This window comes from Halomonas sp. DP8Y7-1 (assembly GCF_019801685.1).
GTDB classification, from domain to species: Bacteria; Pseudomonadota; Gammaproteobacteria; order Pseudomonadales; family Halomonadaceae; genus Halomonas; species Halomonas litopenaei_A.
Map to the genome: position 1 here is coordinate 36640 of NZ_JAHVIN010000011.1, position 20325 is coordinate 56964.

The window sequence follows — 20325 nt, forward strand, 5'->3', positions numbered from 1 at the left end:
GCCGAGTCGCCTGGCTTGGTCGAGTCGCCTGGCTTGGTCGAGTCGCCAAGGTTGAGTAGAATAGTCGGGTATCCACTCAAAGGGTCATCGGATGAACGATCGAACCTTCCGGGATCTTCGCTCACAAGCTGGGCCTGATCCGACAGATGTGACCATCACGTTTCCCTGTGACTACCCGATCAAGGTGGTCGGTGATGCGTCTGAAGACTTTGCCGCGACGGTGAGTCAGATCGTGCTCAAGCATGATCCGAGTTTTACCGGGAACAGCCTCGAGGTCATCGATAGCCGCAACGGACGTTTCCAGTCTGTGCGCTTGACCCTGCGTGCCACGGGTGAAACCCAGCTCAAGGCGCTGTTCGAGGAGCTCAAGGCGACCGGTCGCGTGCACATGGTGGTGTGATGGAGCCCATCGAGGTCTATCATCTTGGGCTAGTGCCCTACCAGCCCGTATGGCAAGCAATGCGTGAGCTGACCGATCAGCGGGACGGCACGACGCCCGACCAGATCTGGGTGGTCCAGCATCCCCCGGTGTTCACTCAGGGGCAGGCCGGCAAGGCAGAGCATCTGCTGATGCCCAGCGAGATCCCCTTGGTGGAGACGGACCGTGGTGGTCAGATTACCTACCATGGACCGGGTCAGTTGGTGCTGTATCCCCTGATCGACGTCAAGCGCGCGCGACTGGGGGTCAGGGACCTGGTAAGCGCGTTGGAAGACAGCGTTGTCGATGCCCTGGGACAGCATGGTATTGAGGCTCATGCCCGGCCAGATGCACCAGGTGTCTACGTCGGGGAGCGCAAGATTGCCTCCCTGGGGTTGAGGATTCGGCGTGGCGCGAGTTTTCACGGCATTGCCGTCAATCTGGACCTGGATCTGGCGCCGTTCAGCTTCATCAATCCCTGCGGCTATGCGGGGCTAGAGATGACTCGGCTGGCCGACCTGACGTCTACTGACGTGGATGCCAGGCTTGAGGCGCAGCGTCTATTGGATGCCTTGGCCCTTCGGCTGGGGCAACGTGAACTGGTTGAGCGTTCTGGTCAGCCAGAGGCTTTCCACGGCCAACATTTTGATTGATCGCCCTGGAGTCGTCACGGCGATCTTCCACAGGATAGAGACATGACTGACAGCTCCGCCATCCAGGCGGCGGCCGCCGCCGCCAAGGCCAAGAAAAGTGCTCGCAGCGAAAGAGGTGTCAAGCTGCGTGGTGCCGAGAAGGTGGCCCGGATTCCGGTGAAGGTGATTCCCACCGAGGAGATCCCGCGCAAGCCCGACTGGCTTCGGGTGCGCATGCCGGTATCCAAGGAAGTCACCCGCATCAAGGACACGCTGCGTCGCCACGGCCTGCATACGGTCTGCGAAGAAGCGTCTTGCCCCAACCTGGGGGAGTGCTTCCACGGGGGCACCGCCACCTTCATGATCATGGGCGACATCTGCACCCGTCGTTGTCCGTTCTGTGATGTTGCCCACGGCAGGCCCAATGCCTTGAATGAGCGTGAGCCGCGAGAGCTCGCCGAAGCGATCGCCGAGATGCGACTGAAGTACGTGGTAGTGACCTCGGTTGACCGTGACGACCTGCGCGATGGCGGTGCCCAGCATTTCGCCGACTGTATTCGCGAGATTCGCCGCGACAGCCCGAGCATCGAGATCGAAGTGCTGGTGCCGGACTTCAGGGGGCGCATGGAGGTCGCGCTGGATATCCTCGAAACCACGCCGCCCAACGTCTTCAATCACAACCTGGAGACGGTGCCCAGCCTGTATCGCAAGGTGCGCCCTGGTGCCGACTACCAGTGGTCTCTGGATCTGCTCAAGGGCTACAAGGAGCGCCGTCCGGAGGTCATGACCAAGTCTGGGCTGATGCTCGGGGTGGGTGAAGCCGACGAGCAGGTGATCGAGGTCATGAAGGACCTGCGAGCCCACAATGTCGATATGCTGACGCTGGGTCAGTACATGCAGCCGTCTCGCAATCACCTGCCAGTGGACCGTTGGGTTCCGCCGGCGACCTTTGACTGGTTTGCCGAGCAAGGCCGAGCCATGGGCTTCACCCACGTGGCGTCTGGTCCTCTGGTGCGGTCGTCCTATCACGCCGACCAGCAGGCCCATGGCATCGAGGTCAAGTAACGGTTCGATGCACAGCGTTAGATGAAAGCAATGCCCGGTAATGCCGGGCATTGTGCGTTTTAGCTTACGTGTTTATGCGCCGACTCCTACCTTATGTGCCGTGGCATGGTGCGGGGGCTTCGCAGTCACAGGGGGAATGCGCTATATTGCAGTGCAACAAGTGCGCAGGCGCACGGATCGCCTCCTGCGCGTCACGCAACCCCAGGAGTCCCTATGAATGCGTTGATGCCTGGCGCTGCCGCGCCGCTGTTCGCGATGGCGGAACCCTTTGCACCGTTGCTCGATCCCTTTGGTTTCGGACGCGCCGCCGCCGATTACTGGCGCGATAGCGTCGAGCGCAGCATCCTCTATTGGGATGTGATGCGGCAGCGCGGCAACGAGTACCTCGAACATATCGAAAAGACCCGTCCCTCGGTGCTCGGTTTCGATACCGACATCGTCATGCTCGGGGAAGAGCTGCCACGTCCCGTCAACTACGAGTTACTGCGCGTGCATCCCCCGGAAGGCGTCGAAACGGATGAGCTCGCACGTCCCTTCGTGGTGGTCGACCCCCGTGCAGGGCATGGCCCGGGGATCGGTGGCTTCAAGCCTGACAGCGAGATCGGTGTGGCGCTGCGGGCTGGCCATCCGTGCTACTTCATCGCCTTTATGCCGTACCCGATTCCGGGGCAGCGGGTCGAGGACGTGGTCGAGGCCGAGGTCACCTTCCTGCGCCATGTCAACGAGCTTCACCCTGACAGTGAGAAGCCGATGGTGGTCGGCAACTGCCAGGCTGGCTGGCAGATCATGATGGCCGCCGCGCTGGAGCCGGAAGTGTTTGGGCCGATCCTGATTGCCGGGTCTCCACTGTCCTACTGGGCCGGTGAGCGCGGCAAGGCGCCGATGCGCTATACCGGTGGCATGACCGGAGGCAGCTGGGCGACCCACATGCTGTCGGACATGGGCGATGGGGTGTTCGATGGTGCCTGGCTGGTACAGAATTTCGAGCGGCTCAACCCGGCCAACACCTGGTGGGACAAGCAATACCACCTATATGCCCATGTCGATACCGAAGCCGAACGCTATCTTCAGTTCGAACGCTGGTGGGGCGGACACGTGGTACTGGGGGGAGAGGAGATCCAGTACATCGTCGATAATCTGTTCGTCGGTAATCGGCTGTCGACGGCGCAGCTGGTGACGTCAGACGGTCGTCGCATTGATCTGCGCAACGTGCGCTCCCCGGTGATCGTGTTCTGCTCCCAGGGTGATGACATTACGCCGCCACCCCAGGCGTTGGGGTGGGTGCGTGATCTGTATGGCGGTGTCGACGACATCATTGCCAACGAGCAGACCATCGTCTACTGCGTGCACGACAAGACGGGTCACCTCGGCATCTTTGTCTCGGGCAGCGTGTCGCGCAAGGAGCACGCCGAGTTCACGGCCAATATGGACTACATCGACGTCTTGCCGCCAGGGCTGTATGAGACCACGGTATCCAAGGCAAGTGACCGTCCTGATGCGGAGCTTATCGAGCGCGATTACCTGCTTGAGTTCTCTACCCGTGACCTGGACGACCTGGACGAGGTCGTCAAGCCACAGCCTCAGGATGATCGTCGCTTTGCGACGGTGGCCAGAGTGTCCGAGATCAATCTAGGTCTGTACCGTCAGTTCCTGCAGCCGTGGATTCGGGCGCTTTCCACGCCGGAGTCTGCCCATTGGATGCGTCGGATGCATCCCAATCGCATGGGCTATCGCCTGCTGTCGGACCGCAACCCGCTGATGGCGCCACTGCCGGTGTTGGCAGAAATGGTGCGCGAACGTCGCCGTGCGCTCAGCGACGACAACGTTTTCCGGGTGTACGAAGACATCGGTTCAAGCCTGATCTCCCGTAGTCTGGATGCCTGGCGAGTACTGCGCGACCGGTCCATCGAGAAGGCATTTCTGGATGTCTATGGCCAGCCCCTGTTGCAGTCTCTGGTCGGCTTGCGCGGTGCCGTGGACGCGGATCGAAGGCTGCCGGGCGCCGAACCCGAACGCCGTCGTTTCATCCAGCGTCGTCGCGACGAAATCCGTGCTCAGGTCGCCCGTGGTGGGGCCCATGAAGCGGTCATGAGGTCGATCATCTTCGTCCTTGGCGGTGCTCCGGCCACCGATGGACGTAATTTCCGCCGGCTGCAAGCCTCCCGGAGCGAGCTGGAGCCCGAGCTTCAGCTGCAGGACTTCAAGCACTTGATGCGCGATCAGTTCTTCATTCTGAAACAGGATCGTGAAGCCGCCCTTGAGGCAGTGCCTGCGTTGCTTGAGGGCCTTGATGCCAAGGAAATTGACAGCCATATCGAGCATATGGAGCACGTTCTGGCGGCCAGCGGTGACTTGAGCGAGCACGCGGCCGCTCGCTTTGAGCGAATCAAGTCGTTGTTCCTCAAGGCGAGGCCGGCCAGCCGTCGCAGGTCAACACGGTCGTCATCCTCTGATGGCGGTGCGGGTGGGAACACCAGCGGCAGTGGCAAGGTGCCCAGCGCGTCCAAGACAACTAGCGCTCCCAAGGCATCCAGCGCTCCCAAGGCATCCAGCGCTTCCAAGGCATCCAGCGCTTCCAAGACGCCTAGCGTGGCGAAGGCATCGGACGCTTCCAAGACGCCTAGCGGTTCCAAGGCATCGGACGCTTCCAAGACGCCTAGCGGTTCCAAGGCATCCAGCGCTACCAAGGCGTCCAGCGCTTCTAAGGAGCCGAGCACGACGAAGGCATCCAGCGCTTCCGAGGCGTCCAGCGACACCAAGACGTCCAGTGCTTCAGGCGCCACTACCTCGGCGTCCGGCACGAAGGCCGACAGCACGAAGGCGGACAGCACGAAGTCCGACAGCGCTGGAGCTGCTGCAACGACGTCAGAGCCTGCGGGGGCGGCCAAGCCCGAGGGCGCAGAGGCGACACCTGCGGCTTCGCGTCGGCGCTCGACCAGTCGCTCGCGGGGACAGACGCGGCGCTCGTGACTATGGCGCTGCGCTGATCGCCACGTTCGATCGGCCCTGTGGCGTATTCTCGCTATGTCCTTGCCCCCGCCCAGCGGGGGCAAGGTCGTTATGTGGCCGCTGCTTGTCGGACGACGGGGTTAAGGCTAGTCTCTTGCCCATGCGAGTCGGGCGCCGTACAGAAGGCGCCGCGTGATCCGTGACACGACCAGCACTGTTCCAGGGGCAACCGTCGATGTGACTGGCGCGATGTTCGGCACTGGGTTAGGGTAAGCGCATTTTTCCCCGTCAAGCTTCGGCGGGTATGTTACATACTGGCGTACGCCAAGGAGCGCGGCGCCCTGACTTTCGTGGAGTACTATGGGCAAGTCTCTGGTCATCGTCGAGTCGCCTGCCAAGGCCAAGACGATCAATAAATATCTCGGCAACGATTTCATCGTGAAGTCGAGTGTGGGCCACATCCGTGACCTGCCGACCAGCGGCTCTGGCAAGGCGGCCTCCGATCCTAAGGAGCGGGCTCGCCAGGCGGCCGCGACACGCAAGATGTCGGCGGAGGAGAAGGCGGTGTATCAGCGCCAGAAGGCGCATACGCAGCTCATCCGGCGTATGGGTATCGATCCTGACAATGGCTGGCAGGCCAATTATGAGGTGCTGCCAGGCAAGGAAAAGGTCGTTGCCGAGCTCAAGAAGCTGGCTGAGAAAGCCGATACCGTCTATCTCGCGACCGACCTTGATCGCGAAGGAGAAGCCATTGCCTGGCACCTTCGCGAGACCATCGGAGGGGATGAGCAACGCTATCGTCGAGTGGTGTTCAACGAGATCACCAAGAATGCCATCCAGGAGGCGTTTACCGATCCGGGAAGCCTGAATATCCCGCGAGTCGAAGCCCAGCAGGCACGGCGCTTCCTCGACCGGGTGGTGGGCTTCATGCTGTCCCCGCTGCTGTGGGCCAAGGTGGCGCGAGGCCTGTCGGCAGGGCGCGTTCAATCCGTCGCCATGCGACTGATCAGCGAGCGTGAGAGCGAGATCCGGGCCTTCGTGCCGGAGGAGTTCTGGGATGTGCATGCTGATCTGGTGACGCCTGAGGGCGAGGCGATTCGCTTCGAGCTGGTGCGTCAGGACGGCAAGGCGTTTCGCCCCACCAGTGAGGCAGAGACCGAAAAGCGGATCGCTGCGCTGCGCAAGGCAACCCTTGCCATCTCGGCCCGTGAAGACAAGCCCACCCGTTCCAAGCCGAACGCGCCTTTTATCACCTCGACCCTGCAGCAGGCTGCCAGTGGTCGCCTGGGCTTCTCGGTGAAGAAGACCATGACGCTGGCTCAGCGGCTCTACGAGGCGGGCTACATCACCTATATGCGTACGGACTCGACCAACTTGTCCAGAGACGCGGTGGAAAGCGTGCGCGAGTACATCGGCAGCGAATATGGTGATCGTTACCTGCCCGAGGCGCCGAATCGCTACTCGAGCAAGGAAGGGGCCCAGGAGGCCCACGAGGCGATTCGCCCCTCCGAGGTGACTCGCAGGTCTACCGACCTTGCTGGCATGGAGCGCGATGCAGAGCGTCTGTATGAGCTGATCTGGCGTCAGTTTGTGGCCTGTCAGATGACCCCTGCCGAGTACTTGTCGTCGACGCTGACCGTGGCGGTGGACGGTTACGAGCTCAAGGCCAAGGGTCGTGTGCTCAAGTTTGACGGCTATACCCGCGTCATGACGCCCATGGGGCGCAAGGAAGACGATCAGGCCTTGCCTGACCTGGGTGAGGGTACGCCGATGGCGTTGGACGCCCTCGACCCGAAGCAGCACTTTACCAAGCCGCCGGCACGCTACACCGAGGCGAGTCTGGTCAAGGAGCTCGAGAAACGCGGCATCGGTCGTCCGTCGACCTACGCGGCGATCATCTCGACCATTCAGGATCGCGGCTACGTGAAGCTGGAGAATCGGCGCTTCTATGCCGAGAAGCTGGGTGACATTGTCACCGAGCGTCTCAAGGAGTCCTTCCCTGACCTGATGGATTACTCCTTCACCGCGCGCATGGAGGATAGTCTCGACGAGATTGCCGAGGGCGAGCGCAGCTGGCGCGAGCTGCTGGATGCGTTCTATCAGGAGTTTCGTGAGGAGTTGGCGAAGGCGGAAAGTGAGGACGGCATGCGTCCCAACCAGCCCGTGCCGACGGACATCGACTGTCCCAGCTGTGGGCGCAAGATGCAGATCCGTACCGCGTCCACCGGCGTCTTCCTTGGCTGCAGTGGGTATAACCTGCCGCCGAAGGAGCGCTGCAAGACCACGATCGACCTGCTTCCCGGTGAAGAGGCCGTAGCGGCCGACGCGGGTGAAGAGGCGGAAACCGACGCGTTGCGCGCCAAGGAGCGCTGTCCGCTCTGTGCCACCGCCATGGACAGCTACCTGATCGACGAGGGCCGCAAGCTGCATATCTGCGGTAACAGCCCGGACTGCGAAGGCTACAAGATCGAGGAAGGCAAGTTCCGGATCAAGGGCTATGATGGTCCTGTCATCGAGTGTGACAAGTGTGGCTCCGAGATGCAGCTCAAGTCGGGGCGCTTCGGCAAGTACTTCGGCTGCACCAATGACAGCTGCAAGAATACTCGCAAGCTGCTGCGCAACGGGGAAGTCGCACCGCCAAAGATGGATCCCATCCCGATGCCCGAGCTGGCGTGTCAGAAGGTCGAGGACCATTATGTGCTGCGCGATGGTGCGAGTGGCCTGTTCCTCGCGGCGAGCAAGTTTCCCAAGAATCGCGAAACGCGCCCGCCGTTGGTCAAGGAGCTGAAGCCTCACGCCGAGGAGTTGCCCGAGAAGTATCACTACCTTCTTAGCGCGCCCGAGCAGGACCCCGATGGCCGCCCCGCGCAGATCCGTTTTTCACGCAAGCTCAAGGAGCAGTTCGTGATGACGGATGGTGATAACGGCAAGGCCAGCGGATGGAAGGCAAGCTGGGACGGCTCCTCATGGCAGGTCGAGGACAAGCGCAAGTGACCCCCAGAGCGCGTACCAACCAGTTGCTGTACCAGGTGGAGTTGCTGCTTGCGACACCAGTCCGGGACGATGAGCACCAAGACGCCCACCGGCGCGCCTGCGAGGAGGGCGCGCTGGCGCTATTTGGTTTGGCGCTGGATGCGCTGCTGCGTGATGTCAGCGAGCATGCTCACTTGGTTGAGCACGACTGGCATACGATGCTGGTGGGCGATCGTTATCCCGACATAGCGGAAGTTCGTCGTTTGCGTGAGCTCGCCAATGATCGTGACAGTTGGTTAGGTCGATTGATCTCATATCTGGACGCGCTGGAGAGTGATGGGGGAGCAAGTCAGGGAACTTCCGTGGGGCCTCCTGGCGTTATTGCTGTCGGCGGTCGGCGCGATCTCCGACAGGATTTGAGAGATTTTCTAACGATGGCAAAGGCAGAGATAGCGACGCTAAGGCAGACGAGTGAGGAATGGTAAAGGCGATGTGTCGCCAAAGGGAGACGCCGGGCCTGAGATGAATAGGCAGGGGATGTCCTGGTTGGCCATGGCGCACTAGTGTCTGCCAGATAGTTGATGATGCCTCGCAGAGCGTGGTTTACACTCAGTCACCAATCATTTCTTTTACACACAGTGAGTCTTGTCATGTTCCAGCGGGGTCATCGTCGTCGTTTTATCCAAATGATACTTGGTGCCTGGCTGCTACTCCCCACCGCAGTCCTTGCCAGCTTCGATATGGTCGAGGATCAGCTTAGGCGAGCCATCGTGCCCGATTCCTCAAGTGAGGTGTGGGTGCTCATCGACAATCAGGAGTCACGTCTCACGGTCTATCGTGGTGGGGTGGAACTGGCCCGCTACTCGCCGATATCGGTGGGTAGGGGTGGTGCAAAATCACAGCGAGTGATGGGTGACAAGACGACGCCGCGTGGGGAATTCCACGTCGATCGCTTCAATTTCGACAGCAAATTCGACATCTTCATCGGGCTGGACTATCCCACCCCGACCCATGCGAGAATGGCGCTTGAGTCGGGGCTCTACTCTCAGCAAGACTACGACGAGTATTTCGACTACTATCGGCGGCATCGCAGCCCTCCGCAGCAGACGGTTCTCGGTGGCTATATCGGGATACACGGTGTCGGCGATGGAGATATGGATATTCACCGCAACTTTGACTGGACCAACGGATGTGTCGCCGTGACCAATCAGGAAATTCGAGAACTCTCTGGCCTGATTGGTGTTGGCACTCGCGTCGTCATCCGCTAGTCTTTAGGGGCGCTAGGGACGTTCAAGACTGTGGACTAGGGACGTTCAAGACTATGGACAAGCGCCGTTGTGTATTATAAAACAGCGTTTGACTCCTGTGCTTAGCAGCACAAGTCGCTGCAAGAAAGGCCTGCCTTTGCAGGAAGCCTGATGGATGCATTCCCCCAAGGGGCATGTAGACGTCATTATCGCAGTACCAAGGAAGACTCAAGGAGAACACCATGACTCTGAAGACTACCCTGAAGCTGACCGCCGCCGCCGCTTCTCTGGCCGTTCTGGCTGGCTGTGCTTCCTCCAGCGCTCTGGAAGAAGTTCGCATGACTGCTGAGTCCGCTCAGGCCGACGCTGCTGAAGCTCGCAGCATCGCCACTCAGGCTCAGAACACTGCCAACCAGGCACAGCGTGACGCTCAAGCGGCTCTGCAGCTGTCTCAGCAGAACCGTGAAGAGATGAACCGCATGTTCGAGCGCTCCATGCGCAAGTAATCGTTTCCTTGCCCCCTCGGGGGATGACCTGAACGGTGCGGACATTGTCCGTCCGCCAGGTCGTGAAGCGATAGGCTGAGGCCCAACCGAAAGGTTGGGCCTCAGTCGTTTTTGGGTCAGTGTCACGGCTCTGCATGGTGAAGGCATGCAGCAGCGGCAAATACCTTGATCGACGGTGGCAATGGCCGTTTCGGGAGCTGCGTGCTGGCGCAGGACCTCCTGCATCAACGTCATACCTGCAGGCGCTGGTAGGCGAGGCTCGGCGCCATGTGGTGGCGTTAACGGGGGCTGCTCGATGGGCCACTGGCAGGCTAAAAGGGGCAGGTGTAACGCGCTCACTAAAGCGCCGCTGGCCTAGGTGAACGCTGACGAAAATGGCTCTGATGTCCCTGCGCGCCAGGCCTTATCCGCGTCTCAGGTGCGCAAGTCGCCGCGGCTGCTCGATCTCATGACAGATGCAATAGCAGCCGCGTGGCACCCAACTCTGTCGGTCACTTTGCTCAGATGACCGAGCCTGATGAGAGCGAAAAAAAGGCGCCACAAGGGCGCCTTTGGACGGACATGCAGGGAGCGGAGGTTTTACTCTCCCTGGCTCGCCTGGCTAAGCAGCGGGGGTTCTCCAGCGACCAGTTCGATGTGGTCGTAAAGACTGCCAGGCAGAGGAGTCGGGCGTTCCGGTGCTGTCGCCTGCATCGCTACGGGCAGTCCGCTGGGGTTCTCCATGGCGGCTCTCAGGCGTGCAAAGTCGACGCTGTAATCCTTGTCCTCGACGGCGGATTCCACTTCTTCGATGGCGGCAGTCATGTCCTCAATGGGCGCGCCTTCTTCCTCGTCCAAATAGGGATACGCCTGCACATACAGGTGCTCATCAGACCAGCCAAGCTTGAGAGGCTCGTTGACCAGGCGTACACGCGTACCGACGGAGACCTGGTCAAACAGGTTCTCGACGTCATCAGGCAGCATGCGAATGCAGCCGTGGGTGACGCGCATGCCCACGCCTTCAGGCTTGTTGGTGCCGTGGATCAGGTAGCCAGGAATACCCAGGCGCATCTTGCGGGTGCCCATGGGGTTTTCCGGGCCTGGCGGTACCACGCCGGGGAGCGGGTTGCCGGCTTCAGCGTGCTCGCGGCGAATGGAGGCGGGCGGGTACCAGGAAGGATTCTTGACCATCTCGGTGATGGTGGTAGAGCCCAGCGGCGTTTTCCAGTCCATGCGCCCGACGGCGATCGGGTAGGTCTGGACCGTGCGCGGTTCTCCCTCCTTGGCCGGAGGATAGTAGTAGAGGCGCATCTCGGCGACGTTCACCACGATGCCCGTGCGCGGTGCGTCGGGCAGGATGAACTGGGCGGGAATGACGACCTCGGTGCCTTCTCCGGGATACCAGATACTGACGTCGGGATTGGCGCGAGTGATTGCATTGAAGCCAATGCCATGGTCGTGACCAATATCGATGAGGGTGTCGTCTTCGTCCGCTTCCACGGTGTAGACCTCGCCGATAAGGTCCCCGTCTTCGGGCAGCAGGTAGTGTCCCCTGGGCAGTTCGTCCGCCGCCACCAGAGGAGTCGCCAGCACGCCGAGCAGGCCACACAGGGTGGCGGCGCGAGCTAACGGTCGGCGAAGTGAAATCGAAGTCATTGCAACAGTCTCGATGTTGTGTGAGGGCCGGGGATCACCCGGCCACAGGTGGCAGTGTGTCGATAGCTATAGATTGCCCGCTAATGCGTCTTTGCGCCAGTCTTTACAGAGCAAATGTCAGGCGGCCTGAGCCTTTCGGTTGAGCCGTTCGAGCAGGGCTTCGATCGCTTCGAAGCGTGCCTCTTCGTCAGCCATGTCGACGCTGAAGCGAAGCGTGTCAGCACCCTCGAGTCGATACCTCTGGGGGTCGCTTTGGATGAGCTCGACCAGGGTCAGGGGGTCCACGGCGGTCTGGCCGCCAAACAGGATCCTGCCGCGCTCGGCGCCGGCTTCCAGGCGAGTGATGCCCAGTCGTTCAGCGCGTTGTCGCAGGTGGGTCTGGCGCAGCAGTGTCTTGACCGGCCCTGGCAGCAGGCCAAAGCGATCGATCATTTCGACCCGCAGTTCCTTGAGTTCCGCCTCATTGCTGGCGTTGGCAATGCGCTTGTACATGACCAGGCGTTGCTGCACGTCGTGCAGGTAGTCGTCGGGAATCAGCGCAGGCAAGTTGAGGCTGACTTCCACGCCGTCCTGAAGGGGTGACTCGATGTTGGGTGTGCGGCCCTCGCGTATGGCCTTGACGGCGCGGTCCAGCATTTCCATGTAGAGGCTGTAGCCAACCGCTTCCATCTGACCGCTCTGCTCGTCACCCAACAACTCGCCCGCGCCACGGATTTCCATGTCGTGGCTGGCCAGGGTGAAGCCAGCGCCCAGATCCTCGGCCTGGCCAATTGCTTCCAGGCGCTTTACCGCGTCCCGTGTCATCGAGCGCGGGGGAGGGGCCAGCAGGTAGGCGTAGGCCTGGTGGTGACTGCGGCCAACCCGGCCACGCAGCTGGTGGAGTTGGGCCAGGCCGAACTTGTCGGCGCGTTCGATGATGATGGTGTTGGCGCTGGGTACGTCGATGCCGGTTTCGATGATGGTCGAGCACACCAGGACGTTGAAGCGCTTGTGATAGAAGTCGGACATCACGCGCTCCAACGAACGTTCCGGCAGCTGGCCGTGAGCCACCGCGACGCGAGCCTCCGGCACCAGTTCTCGGACCTTCTCGGCAGCGGTCTCGATGGTCTTCACTTCGTTGTGCAGGTAGTAGACCTGGCCACCGCGCAGGATTTCACGCAGCAACGCTTCCTTGATGACGGCTTCCTCGCGCTGCTGGACGAACGTCTTCACCGATAGTCGTCGGGCAGGGGGAGTCGCGATGATCGACAGATCGCGAATGCCGCTCATGGCCATGTTCAGGGTGCGGGGGATGGGGGTGGCGGTCATGGTCAATACATCGACCTCGGCGCGCAGGCTCTTCAGGCGCTCCTTCTGAGCGACGCCGAAGCGGTGTTCCTCATCGATGATGACCAGGCCGAGCTGAGGAAAATCGAGCTGACGGGACAGCAGCTTGTGGGTGCCGATGACGATGTCGACCTTGCCCTCTCGGATACGCTTGAAGGTCTCGGTCTGACCGCCGCTGCTGGTAAAGCGAGACAGTAGCTCGATATCGACAGCAGTATCGGCGAAGCGGTCACGGAAGTTCTCGTAGTGCTGGCGGGCCAGCAGCGTGGTGGGCACCAGCACCACCACCTGCCGTTCTGACTGGACGGCCAGGAAGGCGGCGCGCATGGCCACCTCTGTCTTGCCGAAGCCGACGTCGCCGCAGACCACACGGTCCATGGGGCGTGGTGCGGTCATGTCTTGAATCACCGCCTGAATGGTCACCCGCTGGTCCGGCGTCTCCTCGAACGGGAAGTTGGCCACGAAGCGGGCGTACTCGTCATCCGGGGGCGCGCAGGCAAAGCCTTCGCGGGCCTCTCTTCGGGCATAGATGTCGAGCAGTTCTGCCGCGGTATCGCGAATCTTCTCGGCGGCCTTGCGCTTGGCCTTGTCCCACTGCTCCGAGCCCAGGCGGTGCAGGGGGGCCAGCTCATCGTCGGCGCCAGCATAGCGGGAGATCAGATGCAGGCTGTCGACCGGCACATAAAGCTTGGCGCCGTCGGCGTATTCGAGGCTGACAAATTCGGCGGCCTGGCCGCCTGCCTCCAGGGTTTCCAGTCCACGATAGCGGCCGACGCCATGGGCCTGGTGGACCACTGGCGCGCCTGCCTTGAGTTCGGACAGGTGGCGGACCGCGAGCTCATTGTCATCCGTCGCCTTGGCCTGACGCCGGGTCTGGCGCACCACGTCACCGAACAGCTCGGTCTCGGTGATGACGGTCAGCGCCGGTTGCTCGAGCAGCAGCCCGTTGGCGAGCTGACCTTCAGCGATGGCGAGTGCCATGTCGCCATCGAGGAATTCCAGGAAGCCGGTGCTTGCCGGCAGCGCGCCGGTGACCGGCGCCAGAGTGTCTTCCAGGGCTTCTCGGCGACCGCGTGACTCGGCCACGAACAGCACGCGCTGTTGCGAGTGCTGTTCGAGAAAGTTCTTTAGTGCGGCCAGTGGCTCCTTGGCGCGCGCGTTGATGGCGACGTCGGGTGCGGCCTGCGCCTGGCAGCGATGGGCATGGGGGTGATCGGTGGCGTCGGTCAGTTCGATCCGTGGGTGGGCCTTGATCAGCGCAAACAGCTCTGCCTCGGGAATAAAGGCCCGATGGGGTGGCAACAGCGGACGGGTGGGGTCCACGCCGAGGTTTTCATAGCGACTGCTGATGGACTGCCAGTGGTGCTGAGCAGCGTCACGGCAGCCAGCCATCATGACTACGTGGGTGCCGTCCGGCAGGTGGTCGAACAGGGAAGCCGTTGTCTCGAAGAACAACGGCAGGTATTGCTCGAGTCCCGCCGACGGAATGCCCTTGAGGGCATCGACGTATAGCGGGCACTGGCGCGGGTCGACGTCGAAAAGCGTCTCGAAGCCCTCGCGAAAACAGGCAATGGCAGAGCGCGACAGCGAATATTCGTGAGCCGGTAGAAGCTCGATGCGCTCTACCTTGTCGAGGCTGCGCTGGGTGTCTGGATCAAAGCTGCGCAGCGTGTCGATCTCATTGTCGAACAGATCGATGCGCAGGGGATGCTCCGCGCCCATGGGGAAGAGGTCGATCAAGGCACCGCGTAGGGCATACTCGCCAGGCTCGAAGACGGTCTCGACCGCGCGATAGCCTGCACGGGACAAGGTTTCTCGAAACGCCTCTCGCTCCAGAGTGGCGCCCACTTCCAGTGTCAGTACGCGGCCAGCAATATAGTCGACCGGCGGCAGGCGCTGCATCAGCGTATTGATGGGGACCAGCACGATGCCGTGCACGCCATCCTGAAGCTGCCTCAGGGTTCGCAGTCGCGAGGAGACGATGTCCTGGTGTGGCGAGAAGCTGTCGTAGGGCAAGGTTTCCCAATCGGGAAAGGGCAGTACCGGCACGTCAGCGAAGAAGGCCAGCTCCTGTTCGAGTCTCAGCGCTTCAGCGGTGTCCTGAGTGACCACCAGTAGCGGCTCCCGAGAGGCCAGTCGCGCCAGGGCAAGCGCGGCAGCGCTGCCTGGAGGCGTCGTCAGGAACAGGGTGTCGCGAACTCCTTGAGGCAACGGCGGGTCAAGCGGCGAAAAGGTAGGCATAGACGGTGTCGTTTCGCTGGCGTTCAGTGGGCGAGCAGGCATCATACCAGCCCCATCTTGGTCGTGTAGTCAAACTGGGATTTCTGTAACGAGCCTACATGGAGTGCGACCATACAGGCATTGCCCCGCCACATGGGGGCGCAGATAATACTCGCGTTTCCCAACAGACTTAGAGGTCTCTCGTGAGCCAGCAACCCGACATCGTCTTCCAGGAGTGGCACGACAACCAGGCCGTGGCCGAGCAGATGATCCCGCTGATTGGCAGCCTGTATCGTCGCAACAACGTGGTGACGACCATGTTCGGTCGCTCCCTGTTCAACCGTAGCGTGATCAGAATTCTCAAGGATCATCGCTTCGTGCGGAAGATTGAAGGGACTGAGCTGTCGGTTCAGGACACCTTCCCGCTGGTTCAGGCGATGACCCAGCTCAACCTGGGGCCGGCGCACGTTGACGTGGGCAAGCTCGGGGTGGCGTTCAAGAAGCAGGGTGGTGGTGACGCCCTGGCCTTCATGCGCGAGCAGCTGGCCGACATCGTCGACAGCCACGACCCGGATGCGGGTAACGGCGAACCCAAGGATGTGGTGCTGTACGGCTTCGGTCGCATTGGTCGCATTCTGGCGCGCGTGCTGATCGAGAAGGCCGGCGGCGGCAACCTGCTGCGGCTCAAGGCCATCGTGGTGCGTGGGCGTGGCGATATCGCCAAGGACCTGGAGAAGCGTGCCAGCCTGCTGCGCCGCGACAGCGTCCATGGCCCGTTCGATGGCACCATCAGTGTCTGCGCTGAATCTCGCACCCTGACCGCCAACGGCAACGTTATCCAGGTGATTTACGCTGACTCACCGAGTGATGTCGACTACACCGCTTACGGTATCAACAATGCGGTCGTCGTGGACAACACCGGCATCTGGCGCGATGAGGCTGGCCTCGGCCAGCACCTGCAGTGCAAGGGAGTGTCCAAGGCGCTGCTGACCGCACCGGGCAAGGGTGACCTGAAGAATATCGTCTACGGCATCAACCACTCCGATATCACTGCCGATGATCGCATCATCTCGGCCGCGTCATGCACCACCAATGCCATCGTGCCGGTGCTGAAGGTGATGAACGACGAGTACGGCATCGAGCATGGTCACGTGGAGACCGTTCACTCCTACACCAACGACCAGAACCTGATTGATAACTATCACAAGGGTGACCGTCGCGGGCGCAGTGCTCCGTTGAACATGGTGCTGACCGAGACAGGTGCCGCCAAGGCAGTGGCCAAGGCGCTGCCCGAGTTGGGTGGCAAGCTGACCGGCAACGCCATCCGGGTGCCGACGCCGAATGTGTCGATGGCGATTCTCAACCTGTCGCTCAAGCGCGAGACCGATGCCGCGTCGCTCAACGACTACTTGCGTCGCATGTCCATCGATTCTGCTTTCCAGAAGCAGATCGACTACGTCGACTCTCCAGAAGTCGTGTCCACAGACTTCGTCGGCAATCGCCATGCGGGCATCGTCGATGCCAAGGCCACCATCGCCCAGGGCCGTCATGCGGTGGTCTATGTGTGGTACGACAACGAGTTTGGCTATAGCTGCCAGGTCATTCGTATCCTGCAGCAGATTTCCAACGTGTCCTTCTGCAAGCTGCCGCGCAGCCACGCCTAAGCCGCGTCGCGCGGGCGGAACGGCTCGTTTTGAGGTATCTCAATACCCCCTTGCCAACCTTGTTTGGCAAGGGGTTTTTTCTTTCTGTCGGGGGGCTGATCTGCCGAAACAGTCATTTCTGCTACGTTCGATCATGTGGTCAATTCACTGGCTTGTCTTTATAATGCTGGGGATTTTTCGGGGTGGTTCGATGTCGCCTCGGCGTGACTGGTGATGCGTGGTCAATAACAAGAATTCCTCTCATTTCCACCGAACCTCCGTCCATTATCTACGATCCATCAACTGGGCGAGTCTATGATCGAAGTCAAGAAAGGCCTGGATCTCCCCATCACGGGAGCACCGGAGCAGCGTATCGAGGATGCGCGACCGGTGCGCCACGTGGCGCTCCTGGGCACCGACTATATCGGCATGAAGCCGACTATGGAGGTCAAGGAGGGGGACAAGGTCAAGCTGGGCCAACTCCTGTTTACCGACAAGAAGATCGACGGTGTACGCTTCACTTCCCCGGCGGCCGGTGAAGTGGTGGCGATCAACCGCGGTGAGAAACGCAAGCTGCTGTCGGTGGTGATCAAGGTCGACGAGAGCGAAGAAGCCGAAACCTTCACGGCCCATGGGCGTGATGCGCTGGCGTCGTTGGAACGTCAGACGGTGGTCGACCAATTGGTGGAATCCGGCCTGTGGACCGCGTTGCGAACTCGCCCGTTCTCGCGGACTCCGGCGCTGGATGCTGAGCCTACCGATATCTTTGTCACCGCGGTGGATACCCAGCCGCTGGCTGCCGATCCGGCCGTGGTCATCAACGAGCAGGCGCAAGCCTTCGAAGATGGCCTGACGGTACTGTCGCGCCTGACCAAGGGCCAGGTGTTCCTGTGCACCGCAACCGACGCGCAGATTCCTGGCACCAAGGTCAAGGGCGTCAAGCACGAGAGCTTTGCGGGTCCCCACCCGGCTGGTCTGGTCGGTACCCATATCCATTTCCTGTCCCCGGTGTCGCTGCAGCGTCGCGTCTGGCACATCGGCTATCAGGACGTGATTGCGTTCGGCAAGCTGTTTGCAGAAGGCAAGCTGGACATGAGTCGTGTGGTGGCCGTCGCAGGTCCGCGTGCAGAGCGTCCGCGTCTGGTACGCACGCGCCTGGGCGCCAGCACCGATGAGCTGCTCGATCATGAAGTGAAGTCTCCGGACGACACCCGAGTGATCAGCGGTGGTGTGTTCTCTGGCTTCACTGCCGAGGGCAGCCTGCGCTACGTGGGCCGTTTCCACACCCAGCTGAGCCTGCTGGAAGAGGGTAACAAGCGTGCCTTCATGGGCTGGCTGTCCCCAGGTGGCAACCGTCACTCGGTGCTCGGGATCTACCTCTCCAGCCTCAAGGGGCTGAGCAACTATGCACCTACTACCTCTACCAACGGCTCCGAGCGCGCGATGGTACCGGTAGGTGCTTACGAGAAGATCATGCCGCTGGACATCATGCCCACGCAGCTGCTGCGTTCGCTGATCGTCGGTGACATCGAGACTGCCATGCAGTTGGGGTGTCTGGAGCTGGATGAAGAAGACCTGGCGCTGTGCACCTACGTGTGCCCGGGCAAGTACGAGTACGGTCCCATCCTGCGTGACAACCTCACCATGATCGAGAAAGAGGCCTGATGATGGGTATTCGACAGACACTCGACAATCTCGAGCCGCACTTCCACAAGGGCGGCAAATACGAGAAGTTCTATCCGCTCTACGAGGCGGTAGACACGATTTTCTATTCTCCCCCCAGCGTGACCAAGACCACGGCTCACGTGCGCGACGGTATTGACCTCAAGCGCATCATGATCACCGTGTGGTTCTGCACCTTCCCGGCCATGTTCTTCGGCATGTGGAACGCCGGCTGGCAGGCCAACGAAGCGATCGCCGCGGGCTACGACTCCATGGGTGGCTGGCGTGAAATGATCCTGCTGACCCTGGCGGGTGGTCATGACGCAGGCAGCCTGTGGTCGAACTTCGTGCTGGGTGCGACCTACTTCCTGCCCATCTACCTGGTGACGTTTGCCATCGGTGGCTTCTGGGAAGTGCTGTTCGCGATCAAGCGCGGCCATGAGGTCAACGAAGGCTTCTTCGTCACCTCCGTGCTCTACGCCCTGATTCTTCCGGCCACCATTCCCCTGTGGCAGGTCGCACTGGGCATCACCTTCGGTGTGGTGATCGGCAAGGAAATCTTCGGCGGTACCGGCAAGAACTTCCTCAACCCGGCGCTGACAGGTCGTGCCTTCCTCTACTTCGCCTATCCGGCCCAGATCTCTGGTGACTCGGTTTGGGTCGCGGCAGACGGCTATACCGGTGCCACTGCACTGTCCACGGCCTATCAGAGCGGCATGGCAGCCCTGCAGGATCAGTACAGCTGGTGGGACGCCTTCCTCGGCTTCATCCCTGGTTCGGTGGGTGAGACCTCGACCCTGGCGATCCTGATCGGTGCCGTTGTGTTGCTGGGCATGCGAATTGCCTCCTGGCGCATCGTGCTCGGGGTGTTCCTGGGTATGGTGGCGATGAGCTCGATTCTCAACCTGATCGGCTCCGACACCAATGCCATGTTTGCGATGCCCTGGTACTGGCATCTGGTGGTGGGCGGCTTTGCCTTCGGCATGGTGTTCATGGCCACTGACCCTGTGTCTGCGTCCATGACCAACCCGGGTCGCTTCCTGTTCGGTGCCCTGATCGGTGTGATGACGGTCCTGATTCGCGTGGTCAACCCGGCCTTCCCGGAAGGCATCATGCTGGCGATTCTGTTTGCCAACCTGTTTGCCCCGCTGATCGATCACTTCTTTGTTCAGGCCAACATCAAGCGTCGCGTCAAGCGCACGGCGGTTGTGGCTGAGGAGACCACCTGATGGCACAAGGCAACAATTCCATCAAGAAGATCCTTACGGTCGCCTTCTCCCTGTGTATCGTTTGCTCGATCATCGTGTCGACGGCGGCAGTGGGGCTCAAGGCGCGTCAGGAACGCAACCAGGAGCTGGACCGCAAGTCCAACATCCTGGCCGTGGCGGATCTTTACGAGCCCGGGATGGACGTCGGCAAGGAGTTCTCCCAGGCCGTGACCGCCAAGGTCGTCGACCTGGAAACCGGTGAGTATACCGACGCGGTCGACCCCGAGACCTACGATGGCTTCCAGGCGGCCAAGGATCCTGCACAGTCGCGCACCCTGTCCGGCGAGCGTGACGTCGCAGGCATCGGTCGTCAGGAAAAGTACTCTACCGTCTACCTGGTCGGTGACGAGGAGAACCCCGAGCAGATCGTGCTGCCGATCCGCGGTCAGGGCCTGTGGGGCCTGATGCGTGGTTACCTGTCCGTGCAGGGAGATGGCAATACTATCGGTGGCATCACCTTCTATTCCCACTCCGAGACACCCGGACTGGGTGGCGAGGTCGACAACCCGCGCTGGAAAGCGCAGTGGGAAGGCAAGGAAATCTACGCCTCCAGCGACTCCATGGATCCGGCCATCGAGCTGGTGAAGGGTGGCGCCAGCGATTCCACTGAGGTCGACGCACTGTCCGGTGCTTCCCTGACCAGCCGTGGGGTGACGCATCTGGTGCAATTCTGGCTGGGCGAAGAAGGCTTTGGCCCCTACCTGGAGCACTTCCGCGACGGTGGTGACAGCCAGGCGACTGCCAGCGCCAGCCCCTCTGACGACAGCGAAGGAGTCTGACG

Annotated in this window: 14 protein-coding genes; 12 read left to right on the top strand and 2 right to left on the bottom strand. The window is 61.3% G+C overall.

Annotated features, from left to right (window positions below):
* Positions 1-91 precede the first annotated feature (91 nt).
* The 8 genes from KUV41_RS14050 to KUV41_RS14085 all read left to right on the top strand — a co-directional run bounded on the left by KUV41_RS14050 (position 92) and on the right by KUV41_RS14085 (position 9790).
* Positions 92-400 carry a YbeD family protein gene (locus tag KUV41_RS14050; RefSeq protein ID WP_206943269.1) on the top strand — a complete coding sequence of 103 codons (309 nt, stop codon included), beginning with the start codon at positions 92-94 and terminating at the stop codon, positions 398-400.
* Positions 400-1071, top strand: a complete 672-nt coding sequence (gene lipB / locus KUV41_RS14055) for a lipoyl(octanoyl) transferase LipB (protein WP_222486583.1) — start codon at positions 400-402, stop codon at positions 1069-1071. The genes KUV41_RS14050 and lipB overlap by 1 nt, the downstream gene beginning before the upstream one ends.
* Positions 1072-1113: 42 nt before the next feature.
* Positions 1114-2115, top strand: coding sequence for a lipoyl synthase (gene lipA, locus KUV41_RS14060; protein WP_206943267.1), 1002 nt, complete (start codon positions 1114-1116; stop codon positions 2113-2115).
* 213 nt (positions 2116-2328) lie between these two features.
* Positions 2329-5085 (top strand): DUF3141 domain-containing protein, encoded by a 2757-nt coding sequence (locus KUV41_RS14065; protein ID WP_222486584.1) that lies wholly within the window; start codon positions 2329-2331, stop codon positions 5083-5085.
* 339 nt (positions 5086-5424) lie between these two features.
* A complete protein-coding gene (gene topA / locus KUV41_RS14070) occupies positions 5425-8058 on the top strand; it encodes a type I DNA topoisomerase (RefSeq protein ID WP_206943265.1) in 2634 nt (877 codons plus the stop codon).
* Positions 8004-8522: a DUF6586 family protein gene (locus KUV41_RS14075; RefSeq protein ID WP_261396060.1), complete on the top strand. Its 519-nt coding sequence runs from the start codon at positions 8004-8006 to the stop codon at positions 8520-8522. Before topA ends, KUV41_RS14075 begins: the two co-directional genes overlap by 55 nt.
* Before the next feature lie 285 nt (positions 8523-8807).
* Complete coding sequence (locus KUV41_RS14080) at positions 8808-9305, top strand: L,D-transpeptidase (protein ID WP_315857896.1); 498 nt, start codon at positions 8808-8810, stop codon at positions 9303-9305.
* Between the two features lie 221 nt (positions 9306-9526).
* Complete coding sequence (locus KUV41_RS14085) at positions 9527-9790, top strand: Lpp/OprI family alanine-zipper lipoprotein (RefSeq protein WP_045992670.1); 264 nt, start codon at positions 9527-9529, stop codon at positions 9788-9790.
* A gap of 579 nt (positions 9791-10369) precedes the next feature.
* Here KUV41_RS14085 and KUV41_RS14090 read toward each other — a convergent pair.
* On the bottom strand, positions 10370-11425 hold the full coding sequence (locus KUV41_RS14090) for a L,D-transpeptidase family protein (protein ID WP_222486585.1): 1056 nt from the start codon (positions 11423-11425) through the stop codon (positions 10370-10372).
* A 117-nt stretch (positions 11426-11542) separates the two neighbouring features.
* A complete protein-coding gene (mfd, locus tag KUV41_RS14095; RefSeq protein ID WP_222486586.1) occupies positions 11543-14992 on the bottom strand; it encodes a transcription-repair coupling factor in 3450 nt (1149 codons plus the stop codon).
* Between the two features lie 182 nt (positions 14993-15174).
* On the opposite strand from mfd, the gene KUV41_RS14100 reads away from it, so the two are divergent.
* From KUV41_RS14100 to KUV41_RS14115, 4 genes are all read left to right on the top strand, one after another.
* The gene (locus tag KUV41_RS14100; RefSeq protein ID WP_206943261.1) at positions 15175-16635 is read left to right on the top strand and encodes a glyceraldehyde-3-phosphate dehydrogenase; all 1461 of its coding nucleotides are present in this window, start codon (positions 15175-15177) and stop codon (positions 16633-16635) included.
* Between the two features lie 294 nt (positions 16636-16929).
* A complete protein-coding gene (locus KUV41_RS14105; RefSeq protein WP_222486090.1) occupies positions 16930-18279 on the top strand; it encodes a Na(+)-translocating NADH-quinone reductase subunit A in 1350 nt (449 codons plus the stop codon).
* Positions 18279-19505 (top strand): NADH:ubiquinone reductase (Na(+)-transporting) subunit B, encoded by a 1227-nt coding sequence (locus tag KUV41_RS14110; RefSeq protein ID WP_206943258.1) that lies wholly within the window; start codon positions 18279-18281, stop codon positions 19503-19505. Before KUV41_RS14105 ends, KUV41_RS14110 begins: the two co-directional genes overlap by 1 nt.
* Positions 19505-20323, top strand: coding sequence for a Na(+)-translocating NADH-quinone reductase subunit C (locus tag KUV41_RS14115; RefSeq protein ID WP_222238627.1), 819 nt, complete (start codon positions 19505-19507; stop codon positions 20321-20323). Before KUV41_RS14110 ends, KUV41_RS14115 begins: the two co-directional genes overlap by 1 nt.
* The last annotated feature ends 2 nt before the right edge of the window (positions 20324-20325 follow it).

Bases quoted from the DNA above. Each gene is read 5' to 3' on its own strand.
- KUV41_RS14050 (WP_206943269.1), top strand. From the start codon at position 92: ATGAACGATCGAACCTTCCGGGATCTTCGCTCACAAGCTGGGCCTGAT.
- lipB (WP_222486583.1), top strand. From the start codon at position 400: ATGGAGCCCATCGAGGTCTATCATCTTGGGCTAGTGCCCTACCAGCCC.
- lipA (WP_206943267.1), top strand. From the start codon at position 1,114: ATGACTGACAGCTCCGCCATCCAGGCGGCGGCCGCCGCCGCCAAGGCC.
- KUV41_RS14065 (WP_222486584.1), top strand. From the start codon at position 2,329: ATGAATGCGTTGATGCCTGGCGCTGCCGCGCCGCTGTTCGCGATGGCG.
- topA (WP_206943265.1), top strand. From the start codon at position 5,425: ATGGGCAAGTCTCTGGTCATCGTCGAGTCGCCTGCCAAGGCCAAGACG.
- KUV41_RS14075 (WP_261396060.1), top strand. From the start codon at position 8,004: ATGGAAGGCAAGCTGGGACGGCTCCTCATGGCAGGTCGAGGACAAGCG.
- KUV41_RS14085 (WP_045992670.1), top strand. From the start codon at position 9,527: ATGACTCTGAAGACTACCCTGAAGCTGACCGCCGCCGCCGCTTCTCTG.
- KUV41_RS14090 (WP_222486585.1), bottom strand. From the start codon at position 11,425: ATGACTTCGATTTCACTTCGCCGACCGTTAGCTCGCGCCGCCACCCTG.
- mfd (WP_222486586.1), bottom strand. From the start codon at position 14,992: ATGCCTACCTTTTCGCCGCTTGACCCGCCGTTGCCTCAAGGAGTTCGC.
- KUV41_RS14105 (WP_222486090.1), top strand. From the start codon at position 16,930: ATGATCGAAGTCAAGAAAGGCCTGGATCTCCCCATCACGGGAGCACCG.
- KUV41_RS14110 (WP_206943258.1), top strand. From the start codon at position 18,279: ATGATGGGTATTCGACAGACACTCGACAATCTCGAGCCGCACTTCCAC.
- KUV41_RS14115 (WP_222238627.1), top strand. From the start codon at position 19,505: ATGGCACAAGGCAACAATTCCATCAAGAAGATCCTTACGGTCGCCTTC.